This is a genomic window from Streptomyces sp. x-80 (genome assembly GCF_046549095.1).
GTDB lineage: Bacteria > Actinomycetota > Actinomycetes > Streptomycetales > Streptomycetaceae > Streptomyces > Streptomyces celluloflavus.
The window spans coordinates 150897-174772 of record NZ_JAJPWM010000020.1 but is presented as its reverse complement, the minus strand read 5'-3'; the positions used below and the strand labels follow the sequence as shown (position 1 = coordinate 174772).

23 protein-coding genes and 2 pseudogenes are annotated in these 23876 nt (G+C 71.3%); 11 read left to right on the top strand and 14 right to left on the bottom strand.

Annotated features, from left to right (window positions below; all coding sequences use genetic code 11):
* Positions 1-10 precede the first annotated feature (10 nt).
* Together ACLJWH_RS32915 and ACLJWH_RS32910 are read left to right on the top strand one after the other, a co-directional pair.
* On the top strand, positions 11-256 hold the full coding sequence (locus ACLJWH_RS32915) for a hypothetical protein (RefSeq protein ID WP_411145431.1): 246 nt from the start codon (positions 11-13) through the stop codon (positions 254-256).
* A complete protein-coding gene (locus ACLJWH_RS32910; protein ID WP_411145430.1) occupies positions 243-527 on the top strand; it encodes a hypothetical protein in 285 nt (94 codons plus the stop codon). The genes ACLJWH_RS32915 and ACLJWH_RS32910 overlap by 14 nt, the downstream gene beginning before the upstream one ends.
* A gap of 682 nt (positions 528-1209) precedes the next feature.
* Here the strand turns inward: ACLJWH_RS32910 and ACLJWH_RS32905 are convergent.
* Positions 1210-2298, bottom strand: a complete 1089-nt coding sequence (locus ACLJWH_RS32905; RefSeq protein WP_411145429.1) for a hypothetical protein — start codon at positions 2296-2298, stop codon at positions 1210-1212.
* 461 nt (positions 2299-2759) lie between these two features.
* Positions 2760-3170 (bottom strand): winged helix-turn-helix transcriptional regulator, encoded by a 411-nt coding sequence (locus ACLJWH_RS32900; RefSeq protein ID WP_411145428.1) that lies wholly within the window; start codon positions 3168-3170, stop codon positions 2760-2762.
* A gap of 100 nt (positions 3171-3270) precedes the next feature.
* Here ACLJWH_RS32900 and ACLJWH_RS32895 point away from each other — a divergent pair, with 100 nt between their 5' ends.
* Positions 3271-4128 carry an alpha/beta fold hydrolase gene (locus ACLJWH_RS32895; protein WP_411145427.1) on the top strand — a complete coding sequence of 286 codons (858 nt, stop codon included), beginning with the start codon at positions 3271-3273 and terminating at the stop codon, positions 4126-4128.
* A 19-nt stretch (positions 4129-4147) separates the two neighbouring features.
* Here ACLJWH_RS32895 and ACLJWH_RS32890 read toward each other — a convergent pair.
* A pseudogene (locus ACLJWH_RS32890) lies at positions 4148-4639 on the bottom strand (transposase); the annotation flags it as partial.
* A 375-nt stretch (positions 4640-5014) separates the two neighbouring features.
* Here ACLJWH_RS32890 and ACLJWH_RS32885 point away from each other — a divergent pair.
* On the top strand, positions 5015-6028 hold the full coding sequence (locus ACLJWH_RS32885) for an NADPH:quinone reductase (RefSeq protein WP_411145426.1): 1014 nt from the start codon (positions 5015-5017) through the stop codon (positions 6026-6028).
* A 228-nt stretch (positions 6029-6256) separates the two neighbouring features.
* Here the strand turns inward: ACLJWH_RS32885 and ACLJWH_RS32880 are convergent, their stop codons facing one another.
* Positions 6257-7192 (bottom strand): LysR family transcriptional regulator, encoded by a 936-nt coding sequence (locus ACLJWH_RS32880; protein WP_411145425.1) that lies wholly within the window; start codon positions 7190-7192, stop codon positions 6257-6259.
* A 135-nt stretch (positions 7193-7327) separates the two neighbouring features.
* Here ACLJWH_RS32880 and ACLJWH_RS32875 point away from each other — a divergent pair, with 135 nt between their 5' ends.
* Both ACLJWH_RS32875 and ACLJWH_RS32870 read left to right on the top strand, forming a co-directional pair.
* Positions 7328-8596 (top strand): MFS transporter, encoded by a 1269-nt coding sequence (locus ACLJWH_RS32875; RefSeq protein ID WP_411145424.1) that lies wholly within the window; start codon positions 7328-7330, stop codon positions 8594-8596.
* Positions 8597-8882: 286 nt separating this feature from the next.
* Complete coding sequence (locus tag ACLJWH_RS32870; protein WP_411145423.1) at positions 8883-10244, top strand: molybdopterin-dependent oxidoreductase; 1362 nt, start codon at positions 8883-8885, stop codon at positions 10242-10244.
* Between the two features lie 125 nt (positions 10245-10369).
* On the opposite strand, the gene ACLJWH_RS32865 is transcribed toward ACLJWH_RS32870, so the two are convergent.
* From ACLJWH_RS32865 to ACLJWH_RS32850, 4 genes are all read right to left on the bottom strand, one after another.
* Entirely contained in the window at positions 10370-11347 is a 978-nt protein-coding gene (locus ACLJWH_RS32865; RefSeq protein ID WP_411145422.1) for a quinone oxidoreductase family protein, read from the bottom strand.
* A gap of 114 nt (positions 11348-11461) precedes the next feature.
* Complete coding sequence (locus ACLJWH_RS32860) at positions 11462-11995, bottom strand: carboxymuconolactone decarboxylase family protein (protein ID WP_411145421.1); 534 nt, start codon at positions 11993-11995, stop codon at positions 11462-11464.
* Positions 11992-12525: a carboxymuconolactone decarboxylase family protein gene (locus ACLJWH_RS32855; protein WP_411145420.1), complete on the bottom strand. Its 534-nt coding sequence runs from the start codon at positions 12523-12525 to the stop codon at positions 11992-11994. The genes ACLJWH_RS32860 and ACLJWH_RS32855 overlap by 4 nt, the downstream gene beginning before the upstream one ends.
* A gap of 3 nt (positions 12526-12528) precedes the next feature.
* Positions 12529-13407, bottom strand: coding sequence for a dioxygenase (locus ACLJWH_RS32850; RefSeq protein ID WP_411145419.1), 879 nt, complete (start codon positions 13405-13407; stop codon positions 12529-12531).
* 408 nt (positions 13408-13815) lie between these two features.
* Between ACLJWH_RS32850 and ACLJWH_RS32845 the strand changes: the two genes are divergently transcribed.
* Positions 13816-14151, top strand: coding sequence for a transposase (locus tag ACLJWH_RS32845; RefSeq protein ID WP_411145418.1), 336 nt, complete (start codon positions 13816-13818; stop codon positions 14149-14151).
* Here ACLJWH_RS32845 and ACLJWH_RS32840 read toward each other — a convergent pair.
* The 3 genes from ACLJWH_RS32840 to ACLJWH_RS32830 all read right to left on the bottom strand — a co-directional run bounded on the left by ACLJWH_RS32840 (position 14108) and on the right by ACLJWH_RS32830 (position 17506).
* Positions 14108-14911, bottom strand: a complete 804-nt coding sequence (locus ACLJWH_RS32840) for a hypothetical protein (protein WP_411145417.1) — start codon at positions 14909-14911, stop codon at positions 14108-14110. The two genes, ACLJWH_RS32845 and ACLJWH_RS32840, sit on opposite strands and share 44 nt — an antisense overlap.
* A gap of 72 nt (positions 14912-14983) precedes the next feature.
* Positions 14984-15490 (bottom strand): SigE family RNA polymerase sigma factor, encoded by a 507-nt coding sequence (locus ACLJWH_RS32835; RefSeq protein WP_411145416.1) that lies wholly within the window; start codon positions 15488-15490, stop codon positions 14984-14986.
* Positions 15491-15994: 504 nt separating this feature from the next.
* Positions 15995-17506: a PLP-dependent aminotransferase family protein gene (locus tag ACLJWH_RS32830; RefSeq protein ID WP_411145415.1), complete on the bottom strand. Its 1512-nt coding sequence runs from the start codon at positions 17504-17506 to the stop codon at positions 15995-15997.
* Between the two features lie 209 nt (positions 17507-17715).
* Here ACLJWH_RS32830 and ACLJWH_RS32825 point away from each other — a divergent pair, with 209 nt between their 5' ends.
* Genes ACLJWH_RS32825 through ACLJWH_RS32815 form a run of 3 tightly spaced genes read left to right on the top strand, consistent with a single transcriptional unit; the run spans position 17716 to position 19218 of the window.
* Entirely contained in the window at positions 17716-18147 is a 432-nt protein-coding gene (locus ACLJWH_RS32825; RefSeq protein WP_411145414.1) for a carboxymuconolactone decarboxylase family protein, read from the top strand.
* Position 18148: 1 nt separating this feature from the next.
* Positions 18149-18484, top strand: a complete 336-nt coding sequence (locus tag ACLJWH_RS32820) for a hypothetical protein (RefSeq protein WP_411145413.1) — start codon at positions 18149-18151, stop codon at positions 18482-18484.
* The gene (locus tag ACLJWH_RS32815; RefSeq protein WP_411145412.1) at positions 18481-19218 is read left to right on the top strand and encodes an isocitrate lyase/phosphoenolpyruvate mutase family protein; all 738 of its coding nucleotides are present in this window, start codon (positions 18481-18483) and stop codon (positions 19216-19218) included. The genes ACLJWH_RS32820 and ACLJWH_RS32815 overlap by 4 nt, the downstream gene beginning before the upstream one ends.
* Positions 19219-19773: 555 nt before the next feature.
* On the opposite strand, the gene ACLJWH_RS32810 is transcribed toward ACLJWH_RS32815, so the two are convergent.
* Together ACLJWH_RS32810 and ACLJWH_RS32805 are read right to left on the bottom strand one after the other, a co-directional pair.
* Complete coding sequence (locus tag ACLJWH_RS32810; protein WP_411145411.1) at positions 19774-20484, bottom strand: response regulator; 711 nt, start codon at positions 20482-20484, stop codon at positions 19774-19776.
* Between the two features lie 146 nt (positions 20485-20630).
* Positions 20631-22394, bottom strand: a complete 1764-nt coding sequence (locus ACLJWH_RS32805; RefSeq protein WP_411145410.1) for a sensor histidine kinase — start codon at positions 22392-22394, stop codon at positions 20631-20633.
* Between the two features lie 226 nt (positions 22395-22620).
* Between ACLJWH_RS32805 and ACLJWH_RS32800 the strand changes: the two are divergent.
* Positions 22621-22770 (top strand): annotated as a pseudogene (locus ACLJWH_RS32800) (LysR family transcriptional regulator); the annotation flags it as partial.
* A 66-nt stretch (positions 22771-22836) separates the two neighbouring features.
* Here the strand turns inward: ACLJWH_RS32800 and ACLJWH_RS32795 are convergent.
* Positions 22837-23874 carry an ABC transporter substrate-binding protein gene (locus ACLJWH_RS32795; protein WP_411145409.1) on the bottom strand — a complete coding sequence of 346 codons (1038 nt, stop codon included), beginning with the start codon at positions 23872-23874 and terminating at the stop codon, positions 22837-22839.
* Between the last annotated feature and the right edge of the window lie 2 nt (positions 23875-23876).

The following is a 23876-nucleotide window of genomic DNA, read 5'->3' as shown; positions in this document are numbered from 1 at the left end:
AGGTAACCCCGTGCTGACAGAAGAGCCGCAGAGCAAAGACGACTGGCGGCAGGTCGCCAAGGAAGCCCAGGAGGCACGCGACGGCCTCGCCGCCGCACTCCGGGACGCCGGCATCACCCTGCCGTCCCTCACCACCGACATCGCGACCTGCGCGGGCCGGACGGTCGCGCTCGTGGACCTCGGCCGGTGCAACGTCGAGACAGCGCACCGCCTGGCGAGCGCCTTGCGGGAGGTGTCCCGACATGGCGCCCCCTAGGACCGCGCCCCGACGGGCGACCGCCTACGCCTCCGTGTTCGGCAAAGCGGAGGACGTTCCCGTCCAATCCATCGTCTACGACCAGGACTTCGACGTACCCGCCGTCGCGGTCGCCGTGCAGGGTTCGGACATTCTTCTTGAACGTCCCTCCGGGTGGCGGTGGCGCCGGAAGTACACGCGTCTCAGGCTGGCGACCGTCCGAGAGAAGCGGCAGTTCGCCGCGATACGGAAGCTCCACAAGCAGGCAAGCGCGAACGCGAAACCGCGCTAGCCCTTCAGCCGCCTCACGACCGGTCGATCGATCGGAATCCTGGCCGCGAGGCCCCTTTCCCCGGGGAGAGATACAGGGAAAGGGAGGGCCGTCCGGCTGATGGTCCGAAAACCCTCCAGCCGGACGGCGCCGAACAGAGAAGTGCCTATGGGGGGACAGCGGGGGCAAGTCGGCAACCCACATAGCAGTTAGGTACTGCAATGCCAGAAAAAAGGGAAAAAGAAAAAGGAAGCACCAAGGACCTGAGCGACAAGCTGAAGGAAGAGAAACGGAAGACAGACCACAAGATCCGTACCGGGACCGGCAAATGGGGGTGACCGGAAAGCGGCGACGCGCACGACGCCACCTCGCGGGATGGAAAGTCACGAGCGACAGCCCGTTCTGGGGCGGCATTCTGCTCCTCATCTCGTGGGGCAGCGCCATCCTCCTGGCCATGTCGCTCGTCACGGGCCAGCTCCACCGGTAGCCGACGCGCCCCTGACGTTTCCCACTGCCTCCACCCCGCACGCTCAGCCCGTTTCGGCGAACCCGTTCGGACGCCCCGCCGGAAACCCTCCGACGGGGCATCCACGTACTGTCACGCAGCCACCGCCGGCCCCGCATACGGCGATCGCAGCTCACGCCCTACCGGCTGATACCGGGGCTCCATCTGGTCCGTCCTGCCACGTCCTGTCATGCCCTGTCACATCGCGGGCTTCTTCAGCCAGTCCGCCTCGACGGTCCAGAAGATGACACGTACGCCGAGCGTGTCCCGCGCGAAGTCGGTGAATCGTTCCCGGGTGTAGAGGTGGCCCGGGTTCTTGGGGTCCTCGTACTTGAGGGTGGGTTCCTGGACCGCCATGGCGACGATCGGGAGCTGCTTCTTGTACTTCTCGATGAATTGGTAGGACTTCTGCGTCGGGTAGTACCTGTCCGGCAGGATGTCCGGCCCTCCGATCCCGATCTGGTTTTCCGCGGCGAGCCTGACGATCTCCTCCATGCGCTGCTCGTCCGCGCACTGGGTCTCGTCATCCGCGCAGCGGGCTTCCTCGTCCTTGTCCATCGGCCAGAAATTGGCGTACTGGATGAACTGGGTGTCGCTGTTGTGCCGGCTGAAGACTTTCTTCCCGTACAGCATGTTGGCGCGTTCGGCCTGGAAGTACTTCTCGGCGGTAAAGCCGGTGCGCTTCTGCTCCTCCTCGGGTACCTCGGCCGAGGTCTCCGGAAGGTTCACTCCGGCCAGCTTCCCCGCGAACTGATCCGCCATGGCTTTCAGCAGGTTCTGAAAGCTCTTCCGCACATCGCCCTTCCACTGCGCTGCCATGGCTCCGGCGGCGCCGGGGTCGGAGCCCGGGTGGTCATCGGACGTCTTCACCACCCCACCGTTCTTCTTCACGTAATCGGGAAGGCCGGCCTGCTCGGGGGTCGTCTCGAAGAAGCGGTCCTGCACCTGGACGTACAGCTTCTTGTGGCGTTCTCCGAGGTAGCGGAGCGCGGCATCGATCCGCCCCCACCGGTACGTACCCTTCTCCTTCTCCAGCCCGACCCACGGCACCACCACCTGCACAGTGGAAATGTCACGACGGTCGATCATCTTCCGCACGTCTGGATTGCTGCCGTCCATGGCGTCCTCAAGGTCACCGATCGACATGTACAGACCGTCGGCGGGATTGCCGGACGTCCGGGCCGGTGGCCTGGGCGCCTCGGCGGCGAGGGCGGGCACGGATGCCTGCGCCCCCAGCACGGCCATGAGGACACCCGCCCCTACCACGGCATGCCTGACACCGTTCATGGAAATTTCCCCTTTCCGGGAAACGCGGTACGACACCGGAAACATGCGGCCCTCGCAAGGCAACCGGACAGACCACCGACGCCCCACAGCGAGAAACCCACAGTCTCCGGACCGAACTGATGGAGAACAGACCCGACTGACGAATCGAGGTCAACTCAGGCTGCAATCAGCGGAGTTGCGCTCAAAGGCCAGGCCCCGACGGTAGAGCTTGGTTCTAAGAAATGAATAAGAGGCACCGCAGACAGGTGCCCTCGACGGCGACTTCAGGATCTTGGATTGCTCAGGGCAGAACCGGGAGATGCCGTCCTCGAACACCATCTCCCCGCCGTCCCTCACCGGCTCCTTTCGTCACCAGCCACCGCGCCGACGACAACCCCTCCATCTCCTACGTGGTACCAGGGCGGCGAAGCCGGCTACATCGAGTACCCGAGCCGCCAGTACTGAGCGCGGAGCCGGCCTGCCTATCCCTCATCGACCTCCTGGCTGTTGGCTTCGTTGGCGCGGTCGATCTCGGCCATGTGCTCCTCGGCCCAGGTCCGCAGCCCCGCAAGCGCGGCTTCCAGGGACAGCCCGAGTCCGGTGAGTCGGTAGAAGACCCGCGGCGGCACGGTGGGTTCGACCCGGCGCGCCACCAGTCCGTCGCGGGTCAGGCTTCGCAGCGTCACGGACAGCATCTTCTGCGAGACGCCGGGCATCCGGCGTCTCAGCTCTGCGAAGCGCACCTCGTCGGGTGCGGCATCGGCGAGCGTCTTGACGGCCATGGACGTCCACTTCGTACCGATGCGGTCCAGCAACTGCCGCGTCGGGCAGTGGGGATCGAACAGATCGCCGCGTACCCCATGACCGGCGGCCCGGGGTCCTCGGGTGGTCACCTGTGGCTCACCACCTTCCCTGAAAGTGCCGTCTTGGAAGCGGCCGGACAGTTACCTATCGTTCTGTGGTCACCAATGGTAACCAGCCGGAGGAGCCATCATGCCCGTAACCGCCGCACACCACCTGCGCCGCATCGTGACGAACGGCGTCCAACTCAACGTCGCAATCGCGGGGGACGGACCTGCGGTTCTCCTGCTGCACGGCTTCCCGCACACCTGGCAACTCTGGAGCGGCATCATGGGCCGACTGGCCGGGCGGTACCGGGTCATCGCCCCGGATCTTCGAGGCTTCGGTGCCAGTGCACGTGCCGTCGAGGGTTACGACGCAGGCACCCTCGCCGCCGACGCCGAAGGGTTGCTCGACGCACTCGGCGAGCCCTCGGCAGCGGTGGTCGGCATCGACGCGGGCACCGCCCCCGCCGTCCTGCTCGCGCTGCGCCGGCCCGGCCTCGTCCGGCGCCTGGTCGTGATGGAGGCACTGCTCGGCCGCCTGCCCGGAGCAGAACACGTCGTCGCGGGCGGTGCCCCGTGGTGGTTCGGCTTCCACGCCGTCCCCGGCCTCGCCGAGACCGTCCTGGTCGGCAACGAGGCCCCGTACATCGACTGGTTCCTCGACTCGGGGACGCTCGGGCGAGGAGTCCCCGACGACGTCCGTGCGGCCTTCGTCCACGCGTACACCGGGAGCGAGGCCCTGCGCTGCGCGTTCTCCTATTACCGGGCCCTGCCCACCAGCGCGCAGCAGATCCAGGACGCCGTCGCGACGGCTCGGCTGACCATGCCCACCATGGCCGTCGGCTCTCACCCCGTCGGCACCGGGCTCGAACGCCAACTCCGTCCCATCGCCGATGACCTGGTCGGACACCATCTCCAGGACTGCGGCCACATCATCCCTCTGGACCGCCCCGACGCATTGTTCGCGCTCCTTGCTCCCTTCCTCTCCGCCGATCTGCCGAAGTGACCGGAGCGGGGCCGAAGGATCACGGTCGGCGGTTCGGGCGTTCGCCCCAGCGGTGAGTTGTCCAGGACCGCCGGATCAGGCTGCGCCCGGCGGTGATCGTGTCGGCGAGGCCGAAGAAGGCATCAATGACAGGGACGCGACGCTCATAGCACCGGGCGAGACGGCAAAAGGCGTTCTGCCACGCGTGAGTGCGTTCGACGTGCCAACGCCGACTGGCCTGAATGGGCGCCTTCTCCCCCTTGTGCGCGATGCGTCCATGCAGACCGCGTTCGCTGAGCAGAGCGCGAGTGGTGTCCGAGTCGTAGCCGGCGTCCAGGTGCACGGTGATGGTGTCGGGCAACGGGCCGAGGCTCTCCAGACGGTCCAGAGTCGGGGCGAGCAGCGGAGAGTCATGGCGGTTGGCACCGGCCAGGACACGGCCCAGCGGAATGCCGTATCCATCCGTCATGCCCGAGCGCTTCAGGCCCTGCTTGCCGCGGTCGACCGGTGAGCGTCCGGCGGCCTCCCCGCCTCCGAGGATGCCTCACACGGCGAGCCCGGCAGCCCGGCAGCCCGGCAAGCCTCTTGCGGCAGGGCAGGACTTCGGCGAGGCCGTGGACGGCGAGAGGTCGCGCACCCATGTCACGCCGAGTTGCGGGGCAGCTTCGAGATTGCCGCCCGTGCGCCGACGCCGGTCTCCACTCGGTCCGCCGCGGTCGCGCGCAGGAGACGGCGCGCCGCGCCGGCAGCCGGCCTTCTACGACCCGCCGGTGCCGAAACCCCGGCACCGCTCGCCGGGACTCCCGGAATACCCCGCTCCGTGAGGGAGTTCAGAGGGCATCCCCTGCGCAGCGGCGTTCTCTCCGTGCGCCGGCTTTTCCAGGGGCGAGCGAAGGATGGGTGGGAGATGAAGTCCGTCATCCGGACGGCTGCCGGCGGGCCCGAGGTCCTCCGGCTCGTCGAGCGTCCGGTGCCCGAGCCCGGCCCCGGCGAGGTACGAGTCCGTGTGCACGTCTCGGGGGTCAACCCGACCGACTGGCGCAGCCGCAGGCGCGCGCTGCCGCCGGGCATGCACGAGCAGGTGCCCCACCAGGACGGCGCCGGGGTGATCGACGCCGTCGGTCCGCAGGTCGACCTGGCGCGGGTCGGACAGCGGGTGTGGATCTGGGAGGCCGCGTGGCAGCGGCCCTGGGGAACGGCGCAGCAGTACACGCTCGTCCCCGACGAGCACGCGGTCGCCCTGCCCGACCACGCTCCGTTCGAACTCGGCGCCGCCCTGGGCGTCCCGGCCCTGACCGCCCACCGCGCGCTGACCGTTCAGGACGGTGGACCGGGGCGTATCGCGCCCGGGACCCTGCGGGGCACCACCGTGCTGGTGGCGGGCGGCGCCGGTGCGGTCGGCAACGCGGCCGTCCAACTCGCCCGCTGGGCCGGAGCGCGTGTCGTCACCACGGTCAGCGGCCCCGCCAAGGCCGCGCTGGCGCGTGCGGCCGGTGCCCACCGGGTGGTCGACTACCGTACGCAGGACGCCGCCGCCGAAATCCTGGCGTTCGCCCCCGAGGGTGTCGACATCGTGGTGGAGGTCGCACCGGGCACCAATACGGCTCTCGACATCGCGGTAGCCGCCCAGGGAGCCGTGGTGGCCTACTACTCGGGCGGCGAGGACGAGCGGCTGTCCGTCCCGGTACTCGCCACACTGTCGTCGAACCTGCGCTGGCAGAGCGTCTTCGTCTACACCGTGCCGCCTGCGGCGAAGCGGCAGGCGCTCACCGACGTCACGGCAGCCGTGCGCGCGGGCGCGCTGCGCGTGGGCGAGGAGGCCGGACTGCCGTTGCACCGCTTCCCGCTGGAGCGCGCCGCTGACGCCCACGCCGCGCTCGAACAGGGCGTGGTCGGGAAGGTCCTGCTCGATATCCCGTGACGAGCTGAGACGGGTGGGGGTCGGCCCCGAGGCGCGGGGCTGCGCGTCGGAGACCTCGTGGTCACGACGGTCGAGGCGCGGGCCCGGACGGCGCGGAGCCGGAGAATCTCCGGGCGGCGTTTCCTCGGTGACCCCGCCCCGGAGTTCGCCGACGTGGGCCGATGGCCACGTCGGTCCCCGGGCCACCGTCCGTCGGCCCGGCCACGGTGCTCGCGGACGCGGTGGCGTTCAGCGCGGGATCACCCAGCGCGGCACCCAGGTCCCGGGGGCGTTGTGGCCGGGCGCCGTGGCGGCGAGGTGGGCGCGGAGGGTGGCCAGCGCCGGGTGGGGGTTGTCGCGGTGCCAGAGGAGTGAGTGCGGGTAGACGGGCGTCGGACCGGTCACCGGGATGCGGCGCAGACCGTGGCCGGCGGGCCAGACGAGGCGGGAGTGCTCGCCCATGAAGGTGGCCAGGGCCGGGGTGTCGGCGACGGTGTCGAGGAGTGCGTCGGAGCCGAAGTTGGGGCCGGTCGCCTCGATGGTGAGGCCGAACTCGGCGACGAGGTCGTCGTAGTAGGCGGCCCACTCGGTGCCCGGGACGACGCCGGGCATCCAGATCCGGTGCCCGGCGAGCTGGGCGAGGGGCACCGACCGGGCGCCCGCCAGCGCGTGGGCGGGGCCGGTGAGGAGCTGGAGCGGCTCGTCGAGCACCCGGACGGACTCGATGTCCTCGGGAAGGGGCCGGCCGGGCGCGGCGACGGCGCGGAAGGACGCGTCGATCTCACCGGAGCGGATGGCGGCGACGGCCGTCTCGACGTCGAACAGCATCACCACGTCGAGGTCGATGTCGGGGTGTGCGCGGTGGAAGCCGCGCATCAGGCCCGACTGCGCGGTGCGCGAGGCGATCACGTCGACGCGTAGCGGACGGCGGCCGGTGCGCACGGACGCGACCGCGCGCTCGGCGACGCGCAGCAGCTCGCGCGCGTGGGGCAGCAGTGCCTGCCCGTCGATGGTGAGCTCGGCGCCGCGCGGGGTGCGGGTGAACAGCCGCACCCCGAGGCTGCGCTCCAGTGCGGCGATGCGCTTGGAGACGGCCTGCTGGGTGACGGCCAGCTCGGCGGCGGCCTCCTGGAACTGTCCCGCGTCGGCGGCGGCGACGAAGGTCCGGACGGTGTCGAGGTCCATGCCGGCACCCTACGCGTACAACGATTGGTTGTGGCGAGGCGGTCCCGCGGTTGTTTGATCCCCGGGTGCGGCGCTCGCTTTGATGCTTCCGATCGCGGATCGGTTGTGCGGGTGAGTGGCGAGGGGGCGGCGGGCATGAAGAGCGGGCACCGGCTGGGACAGCTGCTCGGGCAGCGGCTGGGGTGGCGGTTCGGGTGGCTGTGGGGGGCGTACGGGACCAGCGCGCTCGGCACCTGGCTCGCCTTCGGCGCGCTCCCGCTGATCGCCATCCGGGTGCTGCACTCCGGACCGGCCGAGGTCGCCGCGCTCTCCTCGGTGGGGGCCGCGGTGGGCGCGGCCGTGGCGGTGCCGCTCGGCCCGTGGGTGGAGTTCCGCCGCAAGCGGCCGGTGCTGATCGCGATGGACCTGGTGCGGTGCGTGGCGCTGCTGACGATCCCCGCCGCGTTCGCGCTCGGCGTGCTCACCTTCCTTCAGCTCCTGCTGGTCTCGGTCGTCGTCGCGGCGGCCGACATCACCTTCCGCGCCGCTTCCGGCGCGTACCTGAAGACGCTGCTGCCGGGCGGGGACCTGCTCGTCGCCAACGCCCGGTTCGAGTCCACCGCCTGGACGACCACGATCATCGGACCGCCGCTGGGCGGCGCCGCGATCGGGCTCCTCGGCCCGGTGGCGACGGTGGTGGCCGACGCGGTCAGCTACCTGCTCTCGGCCCTGGGCATCCGCGCGACGGGCGGGCCCGAGCCGCGGCCCGAGCCCCGGGAGGCCCCGCGCATGCGGGCCCGGGACCTGCTCGACGGCTGGCGCCACCTCCTCGCCGACGCGGCGCTGCGGCCGCTGTTCTTCAACACCGCCTTGTTCAACGGCCTGGTGATGGCCGCCCAGCCGCTGCTGGCCGTCCTGATGCTCGACCGCTTCGGATTCGCCCCGTGGCAGTACGGCCTCGCCTTCGCCGTCCCCTCGGTCGGCGGGCTGCTCGGCTCGCGGCTGGCCCGACCGCTCGTCACCCGGTTCGGGCAGCACCGGGTCCTGGTCGGGTCCGGGACGCTGCGCGCGATCTGGCCCGTCGGCCTGGCCTTCCTGGGGCCGGGCACCGGCGGGCTGCTGCTGGTGATGGGTGTCGAACTCGGGCTCATCTTCTGCTGCGGGGTCTTCAACCCCGTCTACACCACCTACCGCCTGGAGCGCACCGCGACCGACCGGGTCACCCGCACCCTGTCCGCCTGGGCGGTGACGACCAAGGCCACGACCGCGCTGCTGACGGCCGGCTGGGGCGTGCTGGGCGGCCTGCTCGGCCCGCGTACGGCCATCGGCCTGGCCGGGGTGTTCCTGCTGGCGACCCCGCTGCTGCTCCCCCGGCGCGACCACACACCACAGCACGGGCCGGAACTGGCCCGCAGCCACACCTGACACACCGCAACCCGTCACTGAAGCCCGCCGGGCGCGGCCGGTCCGCCGCGGCGTGTCCGGCTGACCGCCCCGGCGCCGACTCGTCCCGCCGACGCCGCGCCAGGAGAGTCCGCTGCCCCGGTGCGACACACCGGGGCAGCGGACTTTCCGCACAGGACCTCGGCCAGGCCGGACGCGGCGCACGACATGCGTGTACACAGTTGCCGACATACACTCCGTTCTACCGCCAGGCCAATAGGAATCACTGCAAGAAATCCGCAGCCATTCTGCGCGTGAGGGCAGACCTATGACAGCGAATGACCGGCCGGACAGGAATGACGACGGTGCGATGGAATTACCGCCCGCGCTCCGGCATTCCCGCCGCAAGGTCCTGGAGTTCTGGGCGGCGGGAGCTGCCGCGGTCAGTGCGGTGCCCTACGTCAAACTCGGCGCATCGAAGCCTTCCAGGGAACTCGCACCACCCTCGTCCGAGAAAGATGAATTCGTAAACCAGTCGACGCCATCGCGATATTTCGTCCGCCGCGAAAATGGCTCGTATGAGATGAAGTGGGGTCCGGCCGGGGCCGCAGTCTTCGGCGGTCCGGCTCAGCCGTACGGGGATACGATCCCGAATGACCGGTCCTATATCCACAATCGGGCGAAGCCGCCCGCCATCGACATCGATACGTGGCGGCTGAAACTCACCGGGGACGCGCTCACCCGTCCCCGGTCGTTCAGCTACGCCGACTTGTTGGCGATGCCGCGGGTGGCCTTGCGCCGCACCCTCGACTGCGGTGCCAACTGCGCGTCTTTCTTTCCCAAGCTCCCGCCCTCCGGGAGCGGCGGTCGGTGGCTGCCGGAAGGGTTCACCCAGTGGCACTTCGGCGCCGTGACCGCGGCTGAGTGGGCGGGGGTGCGGGCCAAGGATGTGCTGGCCGCGGCCGGGGTCCACGGTGCGGTGGAGGTGAAGTTCATCGGCCTCGACCGAATCTCCGGTCCCGGCTATCCGGGCGGCACGGCCCCCTACTCACAGGTCGTCCGCGCCGAGGAGGCGCTCAAGGACGACACGCTGCTGGTGTATCGCATGAATGGGACCACTCTGCCCGTCGACCACGGTTATCCGCTGCGCGTCCTGTTCTCCGGCTGGTCCGCCAACCACATGGTCAAATGGCTGGGTGAGATCCAGGTGTCGAAGCGGAGCATTCCGGTAACGGGGCCGGCGCGGAACCAGGTGCTGACCGGACCCGGCTATCCCACCCCGGTCCGCCCCACCGTCGGCCCCGTGCGCAGCGCCGTCGAGCACGACCCCGAACGCACTCTCACGCCAGGCGATCACACGCTGTACGGCCGCGCCTGGTCCGGCTCCGGGGCCATCGATCGCGTCGACGTCACCGTGGAGAAACTCGTCAGACCCGGGGAGTGGACCACGGTGATTCCGTGGCACGAGGCGAAGCTCCTCACCACGCCCGAGCCCCATATGTGGGTACGTTTCGAGCTGCCCTGGCGGAACGTACAGCCGGGGTATTACCGGATCATGACGCGCGCCAAGGACACTGCCGGCAATATCCAGCCGCGCCCCGAGGATGTCGTATGGAACCAGCACGGACTGGTTTACAACGGGCACTATCCCCTGGAATTGATCGTCGACCCGGCCAGCGATATGCCGTAACCGGCGCATCGGCCGGGTCCGGATCTGGATCTGGATCTGGATCGTCTCCCGGGCTCGGGCTGTGCCACGGAGCGAAGCGTGGTGTTCAGCCGGACCGGGGTCCACGACGACCGGTGGATTCGGGCTCAGGGCTGGATGACGACCCGGCCGCGTACCTTCCGTTGCGCCACGGCGTCGTAGGCGTCCGGGCCGTGGCCGAGGTCGAAGGTCCGCGCGATCGGCAGTGGTGTGAACTCGCCGCGCTCGAAGAGGGGGCTGATCCGTTTGAGGCGCTCGGCAGAGGCGGTGACGTCCAGTTTGCGGCTGTCCACGCCCAGCATCCGCGCCTCGCGGTGGTAGAAGTCGGTGAGGTCGATCTCGACGGTGGAGGTGCCGACGGCGCTGATGACGACCAGACGCCCGCGGTGGGCGAGGGACGCCACCGCGGAGGATGTGGTGACGCCGCCGACGGCGTCGTAGACGACATCGGCGCCCCGGCCGCCGGTGATGCGCCGGATCTCGGCGGCGACATCGGTGTCGGCGTCGAAGGGCACGAACTCGTCGATGATCTCGGCCGCGGAGGTGCTGTCGGCCGGAGCATGGCGGTCGACGCCCAGTACGCGATGGGCTCCGACGGCGCGGGCGATCTGCGCGACAGCCGTGCCCACGCCGCCCGAGACGCCGAAGACGGCGACGGTCTCGCCCGCGGTGAGTGCGGCGGCCTCGATCGCACCGAGCCAGCCGACCACGAAGTTCACGCCGACCGTCGCCGCCTCGGCGAAGTCGAGGGTTTCGGGTTTACGGGCCAGGGCGCTGACGGGCAGGGCGAGGCGTTCCGCGTGCGAGCCGTCGAGGGTGAATCCGAGGTCGCCCCCGGTGCCCCATACCTCGGCACCGAGCCACTCGCCGGGTCCTTCCAGGACGACGCCGGCGAAGTCACGGCCGGGAACGCGGGGGAGGACGGTGCCCTCCATGGCGCCGGCGATGTTCTTCACGTCCGAGGCGTTGACCGAGCCCGCCCTGACGGCGACGACCGCGAGGCCGTCACCGGCGACCGGATCCACGACCTCGGTGACGGACAGCACCTCGGGGCCGCCGAACCGCTCGAAACGTAGCGCGCGCATGCTCGCCGTCCTTTCGCTCACCGCGTCAGGGGGGACGGTCAGTGGGTTGGTCAGTGGGTTGGTCGGTGGAGTTGGTCGGTGGAGTTGGTCGGTGGGGTTGGTCGGTGGGGTTGGTCAGTGGGGCATGGCGAAGTGCGTGTCGGTGTCGATGTCCACATCGAGCGCGTTGATCATCAAGGCCAGACCGCTCCACCGGTTGATGATCATCAGCACTTCCAGCAGTCGCTCGTCCCCGAGCGACTCGCGCGCGCGGTCCAGCAGGGCGGGCGTCAGCGATGCGGTGGTGAGCAGTTCGGTGGTCATCTCCAGCACGGTCAGCTCGGCCGGGGTGAACCCGCCGTCGGCGAGGCGGCCGTCGGCGGCGAGGGCGCGGAGTTGCCGGGATCCGATGCCCGCGCCTTCGGCCATGGGGGTGTGCTGCGCGATCTCGTAGGGGCACTTCATCAGGTGTCCGGTGCGCAAGATGACCAGCTCACGCAGCCGTGCGGGGACGACGTTGCTGGTCAGGGCGGCGCGGCCGGCGAGCATCCACCCGGCGAAGGGCGGGCCGGCGTGGGCCAGCGCCCGGTAGACGTTCAGGTTCCCGCGCTCGTCGACCAACTCGCGGACCTGGTCGGGCATGTTGGCGCAGTACCCGATCCGGGTCATGGGGAGGTCTCCAGGCGGGCCTGGTCATCGATGCCGGGCTGGGCCGCGTTCAGCACGAGTGCGAGTCCGTAGTACAGGCCGGTCAGCAGCAGCAGTTCGGCCAGCCGGGCCTCGTCGAGCACGGCTCGGGCCGCGGCGAAGGTCTCCTGGGTCACGGTGCGGGTCGTGCACAGCTCACCGACGAAGATCAGCACGGTGTTCTCCGGCTCGGTGAAGCCGGGCACATGCCCCTCGGCGCTCAGCGCGCTGATCTCCGCATCGCTGATTCCCGCCGCGCGGCCCACGTCGGTGTGCTGGGCGATCTGGTAGGCGCAGCGGTGCAGATGGGCGATCCGCAAGATCACCAGTTCGCGGAGCCGAGGGCTGAAGGTGCGGCTGTCGAGTTGCGCGTCGACCATCGTGGTCCAGCCGTCGAACACCTTCGGGGCGCCCGCCAGGAGGCGGAAGACGTTCAGTTCACCGCGGCGGCGCATGAAGTCGCGGGCGGTGGGAGTGACGGATTCGACGGGGGTCAGCGGGATGCGGGACACCCCTCAGCTCTCCTTGCGGGCCAGCGTGAACGTCCACTCCACCGTCTGGAACGGTTCGGTCATGCGCGTGCCGTCCGGAGCGTTCTCGCCCGCTTCGTGGGGGACGAAATCCACCACGAGGGACCGTCTGAGCCCGAAGACCGCGTCACGTTCCAGGTAGGGGTCGTCACTGCGGAACAGCATGGTGATCAGCGGTTCGAAGCCCTCGGCATGGAACCAGAAGTGCAGGTGCTCAGGGCGCATCGGCGAACGGTTCGCGGCACGCAGGATCTCTCCGCACGGCCCGTCGGTGGGGACCGGGTAGTAGCGCGGAGCCACCGAGCGGTACCAGAACCGCCCTTGGTCGTCGGTGGTCAGCAAGGCACGCATGGCCAGCTGACCGTGCAGCTTCTCCGGCATCTGCACGTCGTAGAAGCCTTCTCCGTCGCTGTGCCAGGTGTCCACCCGGGCACCGGCCACCGGATTGCCGTCCGCGTCGAGCACCGTGCCGTTGAAGAACAGCGGAACCCCCGCGACCCCACCGGAGATGTCCGATCCGTTCTTCGCCGTCGGCCGGCCGTCCACGTAGAAGGGGCCCAGCAGCGTCGATTCCGTCGTCGACGTCCCGCCCTCGCTGTTGATCAGGTCCACCAGAACACTCAGGCCCAGAATGTCGGACAGCAGGGCGAACTCCTGCCGGGTCGGAGTGCTGATATCGCCCACCCGCTTGAGGAAATCCATGGCCATGAACCACTCGTCGCCGGTCAGCCGGACTTCCCGCGCGAAGTCGTGCAGATGCTGAACGAGGAAGACGAACAGCTTCTTGACGCGCTCATCGTCCGCGCCGTCGAAAGTCCTCTGCACCGCTTCGGTGATCGAGGTCTCCGTCAGATCGTTGATCATCGCGCCTCTTCCGCTGTCAAGGGCCACCCCGGCATCGGACAGTTTTGGGCCGTCGGGGATGCCGTTCAACAACCTGCCGCGACAACTCTCCCGATAGAGAACGGAACTTAGGCCAACCGGAGCCCTCGTCGCGCAGCAGAAGAAAAGAGATGAGCTTCTCGCACGAGGGTCCCCGGTCGGCTACCTGTCCGATCTCGCTTGTCCGCGGAATTCCCGTGGCGTGGCGTGCGGGGGGAACGCGCGGGACGGCCGGCGGAATTGCGCTCGAAGGCCAAGCCCCAGCCCCTGCGGTAGAGCTCGGTTCCAAGAGGGCGTGCCGAGGCTCGATATGCGGTCTGTGGCCGCCTGATGGAGTGAGCCTGGAGTGATTCCGCCGGCCGGTGGGCCTGGCCATGCCGGGGTGGCGCGGTGAGTGAGCGCGAGCCGTACCCGAGCGACGTGTCCGATGAGCGGTGGGTGTTGATCGAGCCCGTGCCGACCGCTCGGCGGGCCGGGCGTCCCTCGGCCACGGGCCACGAGGGCAGGAACGAGATACGTGAGAACGTCAACGCGATCCCGTATCAGTCCCGGCCAGGCCGTCAGTGGGCCCGCCTGCCGGGCGACCTGCCGCCCAGCGGCGCGGTGCACTGCCGCTTCGGCCTGTGGCGGGACGACGGTACCGACCGGACCGTCCCTGACCTGCCGCGCCGGCAGCTACAGGTCAGCCGACGGCACCGAGGACCGGCGCCCAGGTGGCACCGGTGAGTGCGGCCACCGCCTGCTGCTCGGAGAGCGGCGGAGCGGCACGGGTCGCCTTGGGCACCTCGGCGCCAGTGCCGCCGCCGGTGCTGTTCCACTGCACCATCTGCAACTGCGCGCCGGTCGACTTCACCGTCACCGTCACCGTCCAGCGGCGGGCGGCGTCGGCAGGAGCCGCTTCCTTGGCCGCGTTCTGCTCCGACATCACCCAGGCCCCGCCGGGAAGCGCGGCACTGCTCGGCAGCTCGCGCAGGGTGCAGGTGTCTCCTGCGGCACGCGCGGGCGTCTGCTCGCAGCTCAGCCCGCCTCCGTCCCTGAGCGGCAGTTTGAGCCGCAAGGCCGAGACGCCGACGGCGGCGGCGCCGTGCCCGTCGTCGACGACCAGTTCGCCGTTGGCGACGTATCCGCCGGACGGATCCGAGGGGTTGTTGCTCTGCCCGGTCGCCTGGCTGAACCGGCCCCCGGGGAACGTCTTCTCCAGGGTCTTGATCATCTGGGTGCCGGTGATCGCGGAACGGGGCAGCGCCAGCGCCACCATCTCCATACCGGATCCCGCGGAGTGGGTCGCGGTGAGCGCGCCGGGGATCACCAGGCCGGCTGTCGCGATCGCGGCGCAGGCGCCGACCCCGGCGATGACAGCGGCGCTGCGCCGACGCCGACGGCTCCGCCCGCGCTCGACGGCTCCGCTCAGGAGCGTGGTGAGATCGGGTTCGAGGGAGTCGGTCGTGCGGTCCAGGGCCTGTGCGAGGTCTGCTTCGAACGGCATGCTGGCGTCACCTTTTCTATCGCTGATGAGGGCTTTGTGGTGGTTTTGACCTGCGTGCACGGCGCTCAGTACTCAGTGCGGAACGAGGTCGGACAGGCTGTCGCCGAGCAACGCACGCACCCTGCCGAGCGCTCGGGTGCCCTGGGAGCGGACCGCGCTGCTGCTCAGCCTGAGCATCCGGGCGGTCTCCTCGATGCTGCGGTCCTCCCAGTAGCGCAGCAGCAGCACCGCCCGGTCGCGGGGCGGAAGTTGGCCGAGCGCGTCCAGCAGGGTGAGCCGCAGCGCGGTGTCCGGGCCGGACGCCGCACCGTCGGGCAGGTTCCCGATGGGTCGCTCGCCGGTGCTTCGCCGACGCCGCAAGCTGAGGAAGGTGCGGACCAGAACCGTCTGGGCGTAGGCCGCCGGGCTGTCCGCACCGGCCACCCGCTTCCAGTGCACGTACACCCGGCTGAGGGTTTCCTGGACCAGGTCCTCGGCAAGATGCGTGTCGCCGGCCGCGAGGACGTATGCCGAGCGGTACAGCGCCTTCGCTCTCGTGGCCACGAACTCCAGATACTCATCCTCCTGTGCTGATTTCACTCGGTTCCCGCCTGTTCCCTTGTTCGGTGATCCCCGTGCATACCCCTCATGACTACGTGAGGCGTCAGGATGTCGTGCGGGCGGCGAAACTTTTCTCTCACCGCTGCCGCCCGCTGCGTCAGCAGCGTTCCGCGACGGCCACAGGCACGACGCCCGGCCGGGGTGGGGGCCGGCTGCGGTGCGTTGCCGGTACCTCTCAAGGCTTCGCCGGCATCGACGGTCGAGGCGGGCCCGGGACCTGTGCATGGCCCTCGAACTGCCCGTCCTGCCGGAGCACATGAAGACCGCTTCGATGACGTCGATGTCCCCTGGGACGAGGACGAGGGCTGTGCCTTGCCCGGTATGCGCGATGCGGACCTCACAGCCGGGCTGGGCGAGCTGTGCGGGGACCGGCCACGACGAGCTCCGGCCGAGCCCGCGACGGCCGCAAGCGGCGTGCCCTGCCGAACGTGGGCGGCCGGCCGGGTCCGGGCCGGGGCGCCCGCGGCCCTCTCGTCCCCGGATTCAGGAGAGCACCCGCAGCAGCGCCCCCAGCGCTCCCGTGAACGCGTGGTCCGGTGGCCTCCCGTAGGCGACGATCAGCCCGTCGAACTCCGGTTTCCGCTCCTCCGCTCCGGCGTACCGGAACTGGCTCAGCCCCTCCAGTGCCAGCCCCTCCCGCTCCGCCGCCCGGAGGATGTCCCGCTCGGTGCCCGGCGGCAGGCGGAGCACCACATGGAGCCCGGCGGCGATACCGGTCACCCCGATGTGCGGCGCGTGGTCGGCCAGTGCCGCCACCAGCTGATCGCGCCGCCGCCGGTAGCGCAGCCGCATCCCGCGCAGATGCCGGTCGTACGCGCCCGCGGCGAGGAACTCGGCGAGGGTGAGCTGATCCAGCCGGCCGACCGGCCATTCACCGGTGTCCTTGAGCGCCAGTACCGGATCCACCAGACGGTCCGGCAGCACCATCCAGGACAGCCGCAGCGCGGGCGACAGGCTCTTGCTGGCGGTGCCCATATAGACGACATGGTCGGGGTCGAGCCCCTGAAGGGCGCCAACCGGCTGCCTGTCATAGCGGAATTCGCCGTCGTAGTCGTCCTCCAGGATCAGTCCCCCGGTGGCGCGCGCCCAGTTGACGGCGGCGGCGCGCCGGTCGGGGTGGAGTGACGCGCCGGTCGGGAACTGGTGAGCCGGTGTGAGCAGTGCCGCCCGGACATCGTCCAGCGCCGCCAACTCGCCTGTCCTGGCGCCGTGTTCGTCCACCGGGAGGGGGACAGTACGCAGGCCGGCGCGGGTGATGACATCGCGGTGGAAGTGGAGGCCGTACGACTCGACGGCCAGTTGGCCGTCGCCCGGCCGCCAGCTCTCGTCCGCGGTGCCGGGGTGCCGCGCGGCGCTCCGCCGCCCCGTGCCCGTACGCCGCGCCGGGCCGTGGCCGCTGCCGCCCGCCGCGCGCAGCACCCTGCTGAGCAGTCCGAGCCCCTGCATGAATCCGGCGCAGACGACGATCCGGTCCGGGTCGGCGCGGACGCCGCGGGCGCGGGCGAGGTAGTCGGCGAGGACGGTGCGCAGTTCGGGGCGGCCGGGCCCGGAGCCGTAGCCGAACGCCTCGTTGGGGGCGGCGGTCAGGGCGCGGCGGGCGGCGGCCAGCCAGGCGGTGCGCGGGAAGGAGGAGACGTCGGGGGTGCCGACGGTGAGGTCGCAGCGCGGCCGGCCGGGGCGCGGAGCCGGGCCGGTGGCGCGCCGGGCCGGGGGCGCGCCGCGCGACACGGTGCGCTCGGCGACGCGGGTACCGGAGCCCTGCCGGGCGCTGAGCCAGCCCTCGGCGACCAGCTCGGCGTATGCGTCCGCGACGGTGTTGCGGGCGATGCCGAGGTCGGCGGCGAGCGAACGGGAGGACGGCAGGCGGGCGCCGGGGGCGAGCCGCCCGGTGCGGACGGCCTCGCGCAGGGCGCGCATCAGGGCGGCCCGGGGCCCACCGGGACCGGTGAGGTCCAGGTGCAGGTCATGTCCGAAAGTGGCCCACGAATTGTCCATGGAAGTGGACCATATCGCTGCGCCACTGGCACCGTAGCGTGGTGACCATGACGACACTCGCCAGGCAGGAAGGGCAGGCGGCGCCGGCGGCGCAGATCACACCGGCAGCATCAGCTTCATCAGCACCTGCGTACGCACCTGCACACGCACACTCCCCTTCATCGACGGCATCGACGACACGCGCGGCGCACGGAGCGCACGGCCCCCGGATGCAGTGGGGGAAGCTCGCACCCGAGGTCTTCAAGGCCATGTACGCACTGGACGCGGCGGCGCGGAAGGGTCTCGACCCGGTGCTGGTCGAGCTGGTCAAGATCCGCGCCTCGCAGCTCAACCGCTGCGGGTACTGCCTCGACCTGCACACCAAGGACGCCCGCAAGGCCGGTGAGACCGACGAGCGCATCTACCTGCTCAACGCCTGGGAGGAGGCCGGCGCCTACTACACCCCCAAGGAACAGGCCGCCCTCGCCCTCACCGAAGCCGTCACCGTGCTCACCGACGGTTTCGTCCCGGACGCCGTGTACCAGCGCGCCGCCGAGCACTTCGAGGACCCCGAACTGGCCCAGCTCATCGCCCTCATCACCACCATCAACGCCTGGAACCGCTTCGGCGTGACCACCCGGCGGGCCCCGGGACAGGAGTGAGGTGCTGTCCGACCTGATCCCGTTACCGGCCCGCCGCACGGTCCCCGCGTCGATGACGACAACGACGCCGACCGCGGCTGACGGGAGGGGCCTCGGCCCGTCCCCGGCCGCCCTCCCCCACGCCCCCACAGCCACCCCCACCCGCGCCGAAACCAGCGCCCGCCGCGCCGACGGCTCCGTCCCCGGCGCCGGGTATCAGCGCGTCGCCGGACACCTCGGGGACGCCGTACCGGCGCAGCTCACCGGCCGTATCGCCCGTATCTCTCCGCTCACCCCCACCCACGCCCGGCACCGCGGGAGCGCCGCGGTCCGGACGACCCCAGGAGGTCCTTCATGACGGCTGCCGCACTCCGCGACCTGCACCGCGCCCCCCACCTGCCCCTGGTCCTCCCGGGCCCGTGGGACGCGGCCAGCGCCAAGGTCTTCGCCGACGCCGGATTCCCGGCGCTCGCCACGCCCAGTGCGGGCATCGCGGCCACCCTCGGTCACGAGGACGGGCAGACGCCGCCGGACGAGATGTTCGCCGCGATCGCCCGCATCGTGCGGGCCGTGGACATCCCCGTCACGGCGGACGTGGAGGCCGGCTACGGGCTCTCCGCGAAGGAACTGGTGGGCCGCCTCGCGGACGCCGGCGCGGTGGGCTGCAACCTGGAGGACAGCGACCACGCGTCCCGCGTCCTGACGGACCCGGAGCGGCAGGCGGAGTGGCTGGCGCAGGTACGGGCCGAGGCGGGCGACTCCCTGGTGATCAACGCCCGGATCGACACGTTCGTGTGCGGGGTCGAGGGCACCGAGGAGGCGGTACGGCGCGGCCGGCTCTATGCCGAGGCGGGCGCCGACTGCGTCTATCCGATCCTCGCCCCGCCGCCGCTGCTGGCCGAACTGGCCGCCGGTATCGGCCTTCCCGTCAACGCCCTGGCGACACCGGGCGGCCCCACCCCCGGCGAACTCGGCGCCCTGGGCGCGTCCCGGGTCACCTTCGGCCCCGGCCTGCACCGCCAGGCGATGGCGGCCGTGACGGGCCTGGCGGAGCGGCTGCGGGACGGGATCCGGCAGCCGGACGCGGGCTGACGGGCCGGTCGGGACACGGGGCCTTAGACCGGGGGTGAAGGCCCGACGGCGGCGGCCGCGCGGGGGCTTGCGGCGGCGGGGCGAGGGGCGGGGGGGGAACCTCTCGCCCCGCCGCCGTCGCGCGCGGTGCGGCTGCCCGCTGGACCGGTAGCGCGGCGTACGGGGCGGACGGGCCGGGGACGTGCAGCCCGTCGCCGTGCCCGGTGCCCGGGACGGACCCGTGGGCGGGCCGCTGTACTGCCAGTTGGCGGGCGACCACGGCGTTGCCCACGGAGCGTTGCAGCGCCATGACCTCCGCCGAGGACAGGGCTTCCGGCAGGTGCGCCGCGACACCCGCCGCGGCCCCGGGCCCCGGCGACGCGGGTCCGCGCCGCTCCCCGCCCTGCCGCTGCCCGGTGCTCAGCGTCTGACCGGCTTCGGCATGTGCTGACGGCATCCGGCGTGGCGACCGCCCCCGAGCAGCCGCATGACGCCGCATGACCACGCCACCGGCGCGCCCCCGTTCCGGAGCCCCGCCCATAACGCCGTAGCGGCCCGTAACGCCGTACCGGCCCGTTACGCCGTCAGCCCCGCCTGGTGGGCGAGGAGGGCGGCCTGTACCCGGCTGCCGGTGCCGGTCTTCTCCAGGATGCGGCCGACGTGGGTCTTGACGGTGCCGAGGCCGATGTCGAGGCGGCGGCCGATCTCCAGGTTCGGCAGCCCGGCGCCGAGCAGCGTCAGCACCTCGCGTTCGCGGTCGGTGAGGGCGGCCAGCCGCTGGTCGGGGGTGCCGGTGGTGGCCGCGCCGATCCGGCCGCCGCCCTGGAGCATCCGCTTGACGACGTGACCGGTGACGCCGGGCGAGAGCACCGCGTCGCCGGCCGCCGCGGCCCGTACGGCGTTGATCAGTTCCTGCGGCCCCTCGTCCTTGAGCAGGAAGCCGCTGGCGCCGGCGTGCAGGGCGCGGGTGACGTTCTCCTCGTCGCCGAAGGTGGTGAGCATGACGACCTGCGGTCCGGGGTCGAGCAGCACCAGTCGCTCGATGGCCGCGAGCCCGTCCAGCACCGGCATCCGGATGTCGACCAGCGCGACATCCACCGGTTGCCGCCCGGCCATCTCGACCGCCTCCGCGCCGTTGGCGGCCTCGGCGACCACCTCGATGTCCTCGGCGTGCCGGAGGATCAGCCGGACGCCGTGCCGGATCATCTCCTCGTCGTCGGCGAGGAGGACGCGGATCCTGGCCTTGTCGTGGGGGTCCGGGGTGTACGCGGGCGGCGTCGTGTTCATCGGGCTCTCCGTCGGCGGTGGGGCGGTCGAACGATGCGGGTGGGCGATGCGGGTGGGCGATGCGGGTGGGCAGCGTGGTCGGGCGATGCGGGCGCGGGGGACGGGCGGCGAAGGGCGGGCGCGCGAGGTGTCCGCGACAGGTGCCGTCAGGTCCGTCCGCTGCCGTCGTGGCGGGTGTCGGGTGCCGGGGTGGGGCGTCCGGTGGCAGGGGGGCCTTCCGGGGCCAGCGGGACGGTGAATTTGGTGATCTCCACCAGAATGCCGTCGCGGAAACAGTATCGGGTGATCGGGAGCCGGCCGTCCTGCCCCACGTCCGTCCGGTACGGGAACAGGCAGCTCGTCCCGGGCGAACGGGCCGGTTCGCGGCCCGCCGCGGCCGCGCGGACCAGGTCGTTGTCCGTGCCGGTCACCGCCCGGACCTCGGCCACGGTCATGCCCGTACGCACCGTACGGTCGGGCACTCTCTCCGGGAGCGGCCGGGAGTTCTGCACCAGCATCAGGCCGAAGAACAGCATCGCCCCCACCCCGGCGAGCCCCAGTGCCCCGGCCGCCAGGCCCGGCAGATGACGCACGAGTCCGGGCACCTGGCGTAGTACGCCCGGGAGTTGGCGCGCCGTGCCGGGCAGGGACGCCTCGGCGGCCGGGTCGCCGCCGGGCGGCGGGCCGGTGCCGTCGCCGTCGGCCGGGGCGGCGGCGTCCGGGCGGGTGGGCAGCACCGCCTCGATGAGGAAGCCGCCGACCGGCGTCGGCCCGGTGTGGAGTTCGCCGCCGAGGAGCCGGACCCGCTCGCGCAGACCGGTCAGACCGCGGCCGGTGCCCAGGCCGGTGGTGGCCTCGGGCGGGGCGGGCGGGGCGCCGTTGCGGATCCGTACGCCGACGCGGTCGTCGGTGCGGGTGACGGTCAGTTCGACGGCCGCGCCGGCCGCGTAGCGGTGGACGTTGGTGAGCGACTCACGGACCACGCGGTGCACGGCACGCCGGACCCTCGGCTCCAGGGTGTCCAGGTCGGCGCCGCGCCAGGTGAAGGTGACGGGGATACCGGCGGCCCGGGACTCCTCGGCCAGCGCGTCGATGTCGGAGCGGGTGCCGGTGGCGTCCGTCAGCGCCTCGGTTCCGGTGTCGCGCCCCAACGGGCCGAGCACGCCCAGCACTTCCCGTAGTTCGCGCATCGCGTCCCGGGTCGCCAGCCGGATCTGCGCGGCGTCCTCCGTGAGTTCGGGGGCCCTGGCCGCGAGTGCCAGCTCCAGACCGCCGGTGTGCAGCGAGATCAGGCTGAGCCGGTGGCCGACCAGATCGTGCATCTCGGCGGCGATCCGGGAGCGCTCCTCGACCCGGGAGGCGCTGTCGGCGAGCCGGCGGGCCTCCTCGGCGGCCGCGGCGCGGTCGTGCAGCGCCAGCAGCAGGCGTTCCTGCTGGCCGACGGAGCTGCCGACCAGACCGGGGATGAGCACGCCCGCGCCGCCGACCACCGCGCCGAGCGCGAAACCGGCCGGCCAGCCGCCGTGGCCGAGGACGAGGGTGCCGACCGTGCTGATGACCACCGGGAGGCCGGCCGCGGCGAGCAGGACGCCGCCGCGGTAGCGCGGGTCGTCGGTGCGCCGCGCCGCGGTGAAGGCGGCCGCGGCCGTCAGCAGTCCGACGGTCGGCAGCACCCCGGCCAGGACGCCGAGGCCGAGCAGCGCCATGAGGGGGAGCTTGCGGCGGAGCAGCAGCAGGGCGACCGCGGCGCAGCCCAGGAACGCCTTCAGCAGCGCCGGCAGCGCGTCGAAGAATCCGAAGGCGCCACTGGAGATGGCCACGAGGTAGAGCACGGCCGCGCCCGCTTCCGCGGTGAGCGGCAGCCAGCGGCGTCGCCACGTGGGAGTTTCCCGGGATGCGCGGTGCGGACCGGGCGGCGGCAGAAAGGACATGCTCTCGATTATCGGCACGTGCACGGCGCCCGCCGTGCACCCTGAGAAGGAGCCGGGGCGCGGGCCGTATGACCAAAGGAATACGGCCCGCGCCCGGGAGGCGTGGCGGTACGCCGTATGCCGTACGCCGTGCGGCCACGCCCCCGCGTACCCGCCTCGGGCGACGCCGCCTCCGTACGGCCGGTGACGGGCACGGAGTAGGCGCCGCCTCCCCCGTCGCAGCGATGAGCTGCTGCACGTCGCTCAGCCGTCGGTGTCCCGGCAGATCCGCGGCCTGGAGCGGGAACTCGGCGTGAGACTGTTCGCCCGCACGCCGACCGGACCGGTGCCCACCGTGGTCGGCCGCGCGTTCCTGCGGGAGACGGAGGCCGCGGTGGGAATCCCTACAGCACTGCGGCCACCTCTAGCACCTGTGGCCCCCTCCGTCACACGGCCCGCCCGGCTATTTCCCGGGGAGCCAGCGCTTCCAGACGTCCGGGTTCTTCTCGACCCAGCGCTTGGCCGCCTCGTCCGCGGAGAGACCGTCCGAGGCGATCATCTCCGAGACGTCGTTCTGGTTCTCCTTGGTCCAGGTGAAGGACTTCAGGAAGGCCGCGGCCGCGCCGCCGCTCCGGGCGAAGTCGGTGTTGAAGTACTTCTGGAGCGGGGTGGTCGGATAGGCGCAGTCGACGGTCGTGGGGTCCTTCGCGCCCTTTTCCGCGCAGGCGTCGGTGTACGCGGGGAGTTTCACCTCCACCATCGGCACCTGGTTGAAGAGCCACTGCGGCTGGTACCAGTACGTCAGGAAGGGCTTCTTCTCCTTGGCGAACTGCTGGATCTGGGTGATCTGCGCCGCCTCGGAACCCGCGAAGACGACCTCGTAGTCGAGGTGGAGGTTCTTCACCAGCGCCTTGTCATTGGTGACGTAGGACGGTGAACCGTCCATCAGCTGGCCCTTGTTGCCGCTCTCCGGCGTGCGGAGCTGCGCGGCGAACTTGTTGAGGTTCTTCCAGTCGGTGACCTCGGGGTGGGCGTCGGCCCAGTACTTGGGGACGAACCAGCCGATGTGGCCGGTGACGCCGTTGCCGCCGCCCGCGGTGATCGTCTTCTTGTCCTGGACGTAGCGCCGCTCCTGGTCGGGGTGGCCCCAGTCCTCCAGGATCGCGTCGACCCGGCCCTGGCTGAGCGCGTCCCAGGCGGGGATCTCGTCCACCTGGACGGTGTCCACGTGGTAGTCCAGCTCGTGTTCGAGGAGGTACTTCGCCACCGCGACATTGGCCTGGGCGCCGATCCAGGTCTGTACGGAGAGGGTGACGGACTTGGCACCCTGGGCGGCCGCGAACGGCGATGCCTGCTTGGTCATATCGGCCTTGCCGCAGCCGGCGAGCGACAGCAGCACCGCCCCGGCGAGCAGTGCGCTGCCGGCGGTGGTGCGGCGGCGGCCCCGGCGGACGCGCCGGGCGACGGGCCCGGCGGATATCGCGGAGGGGGTCGTGGACATGT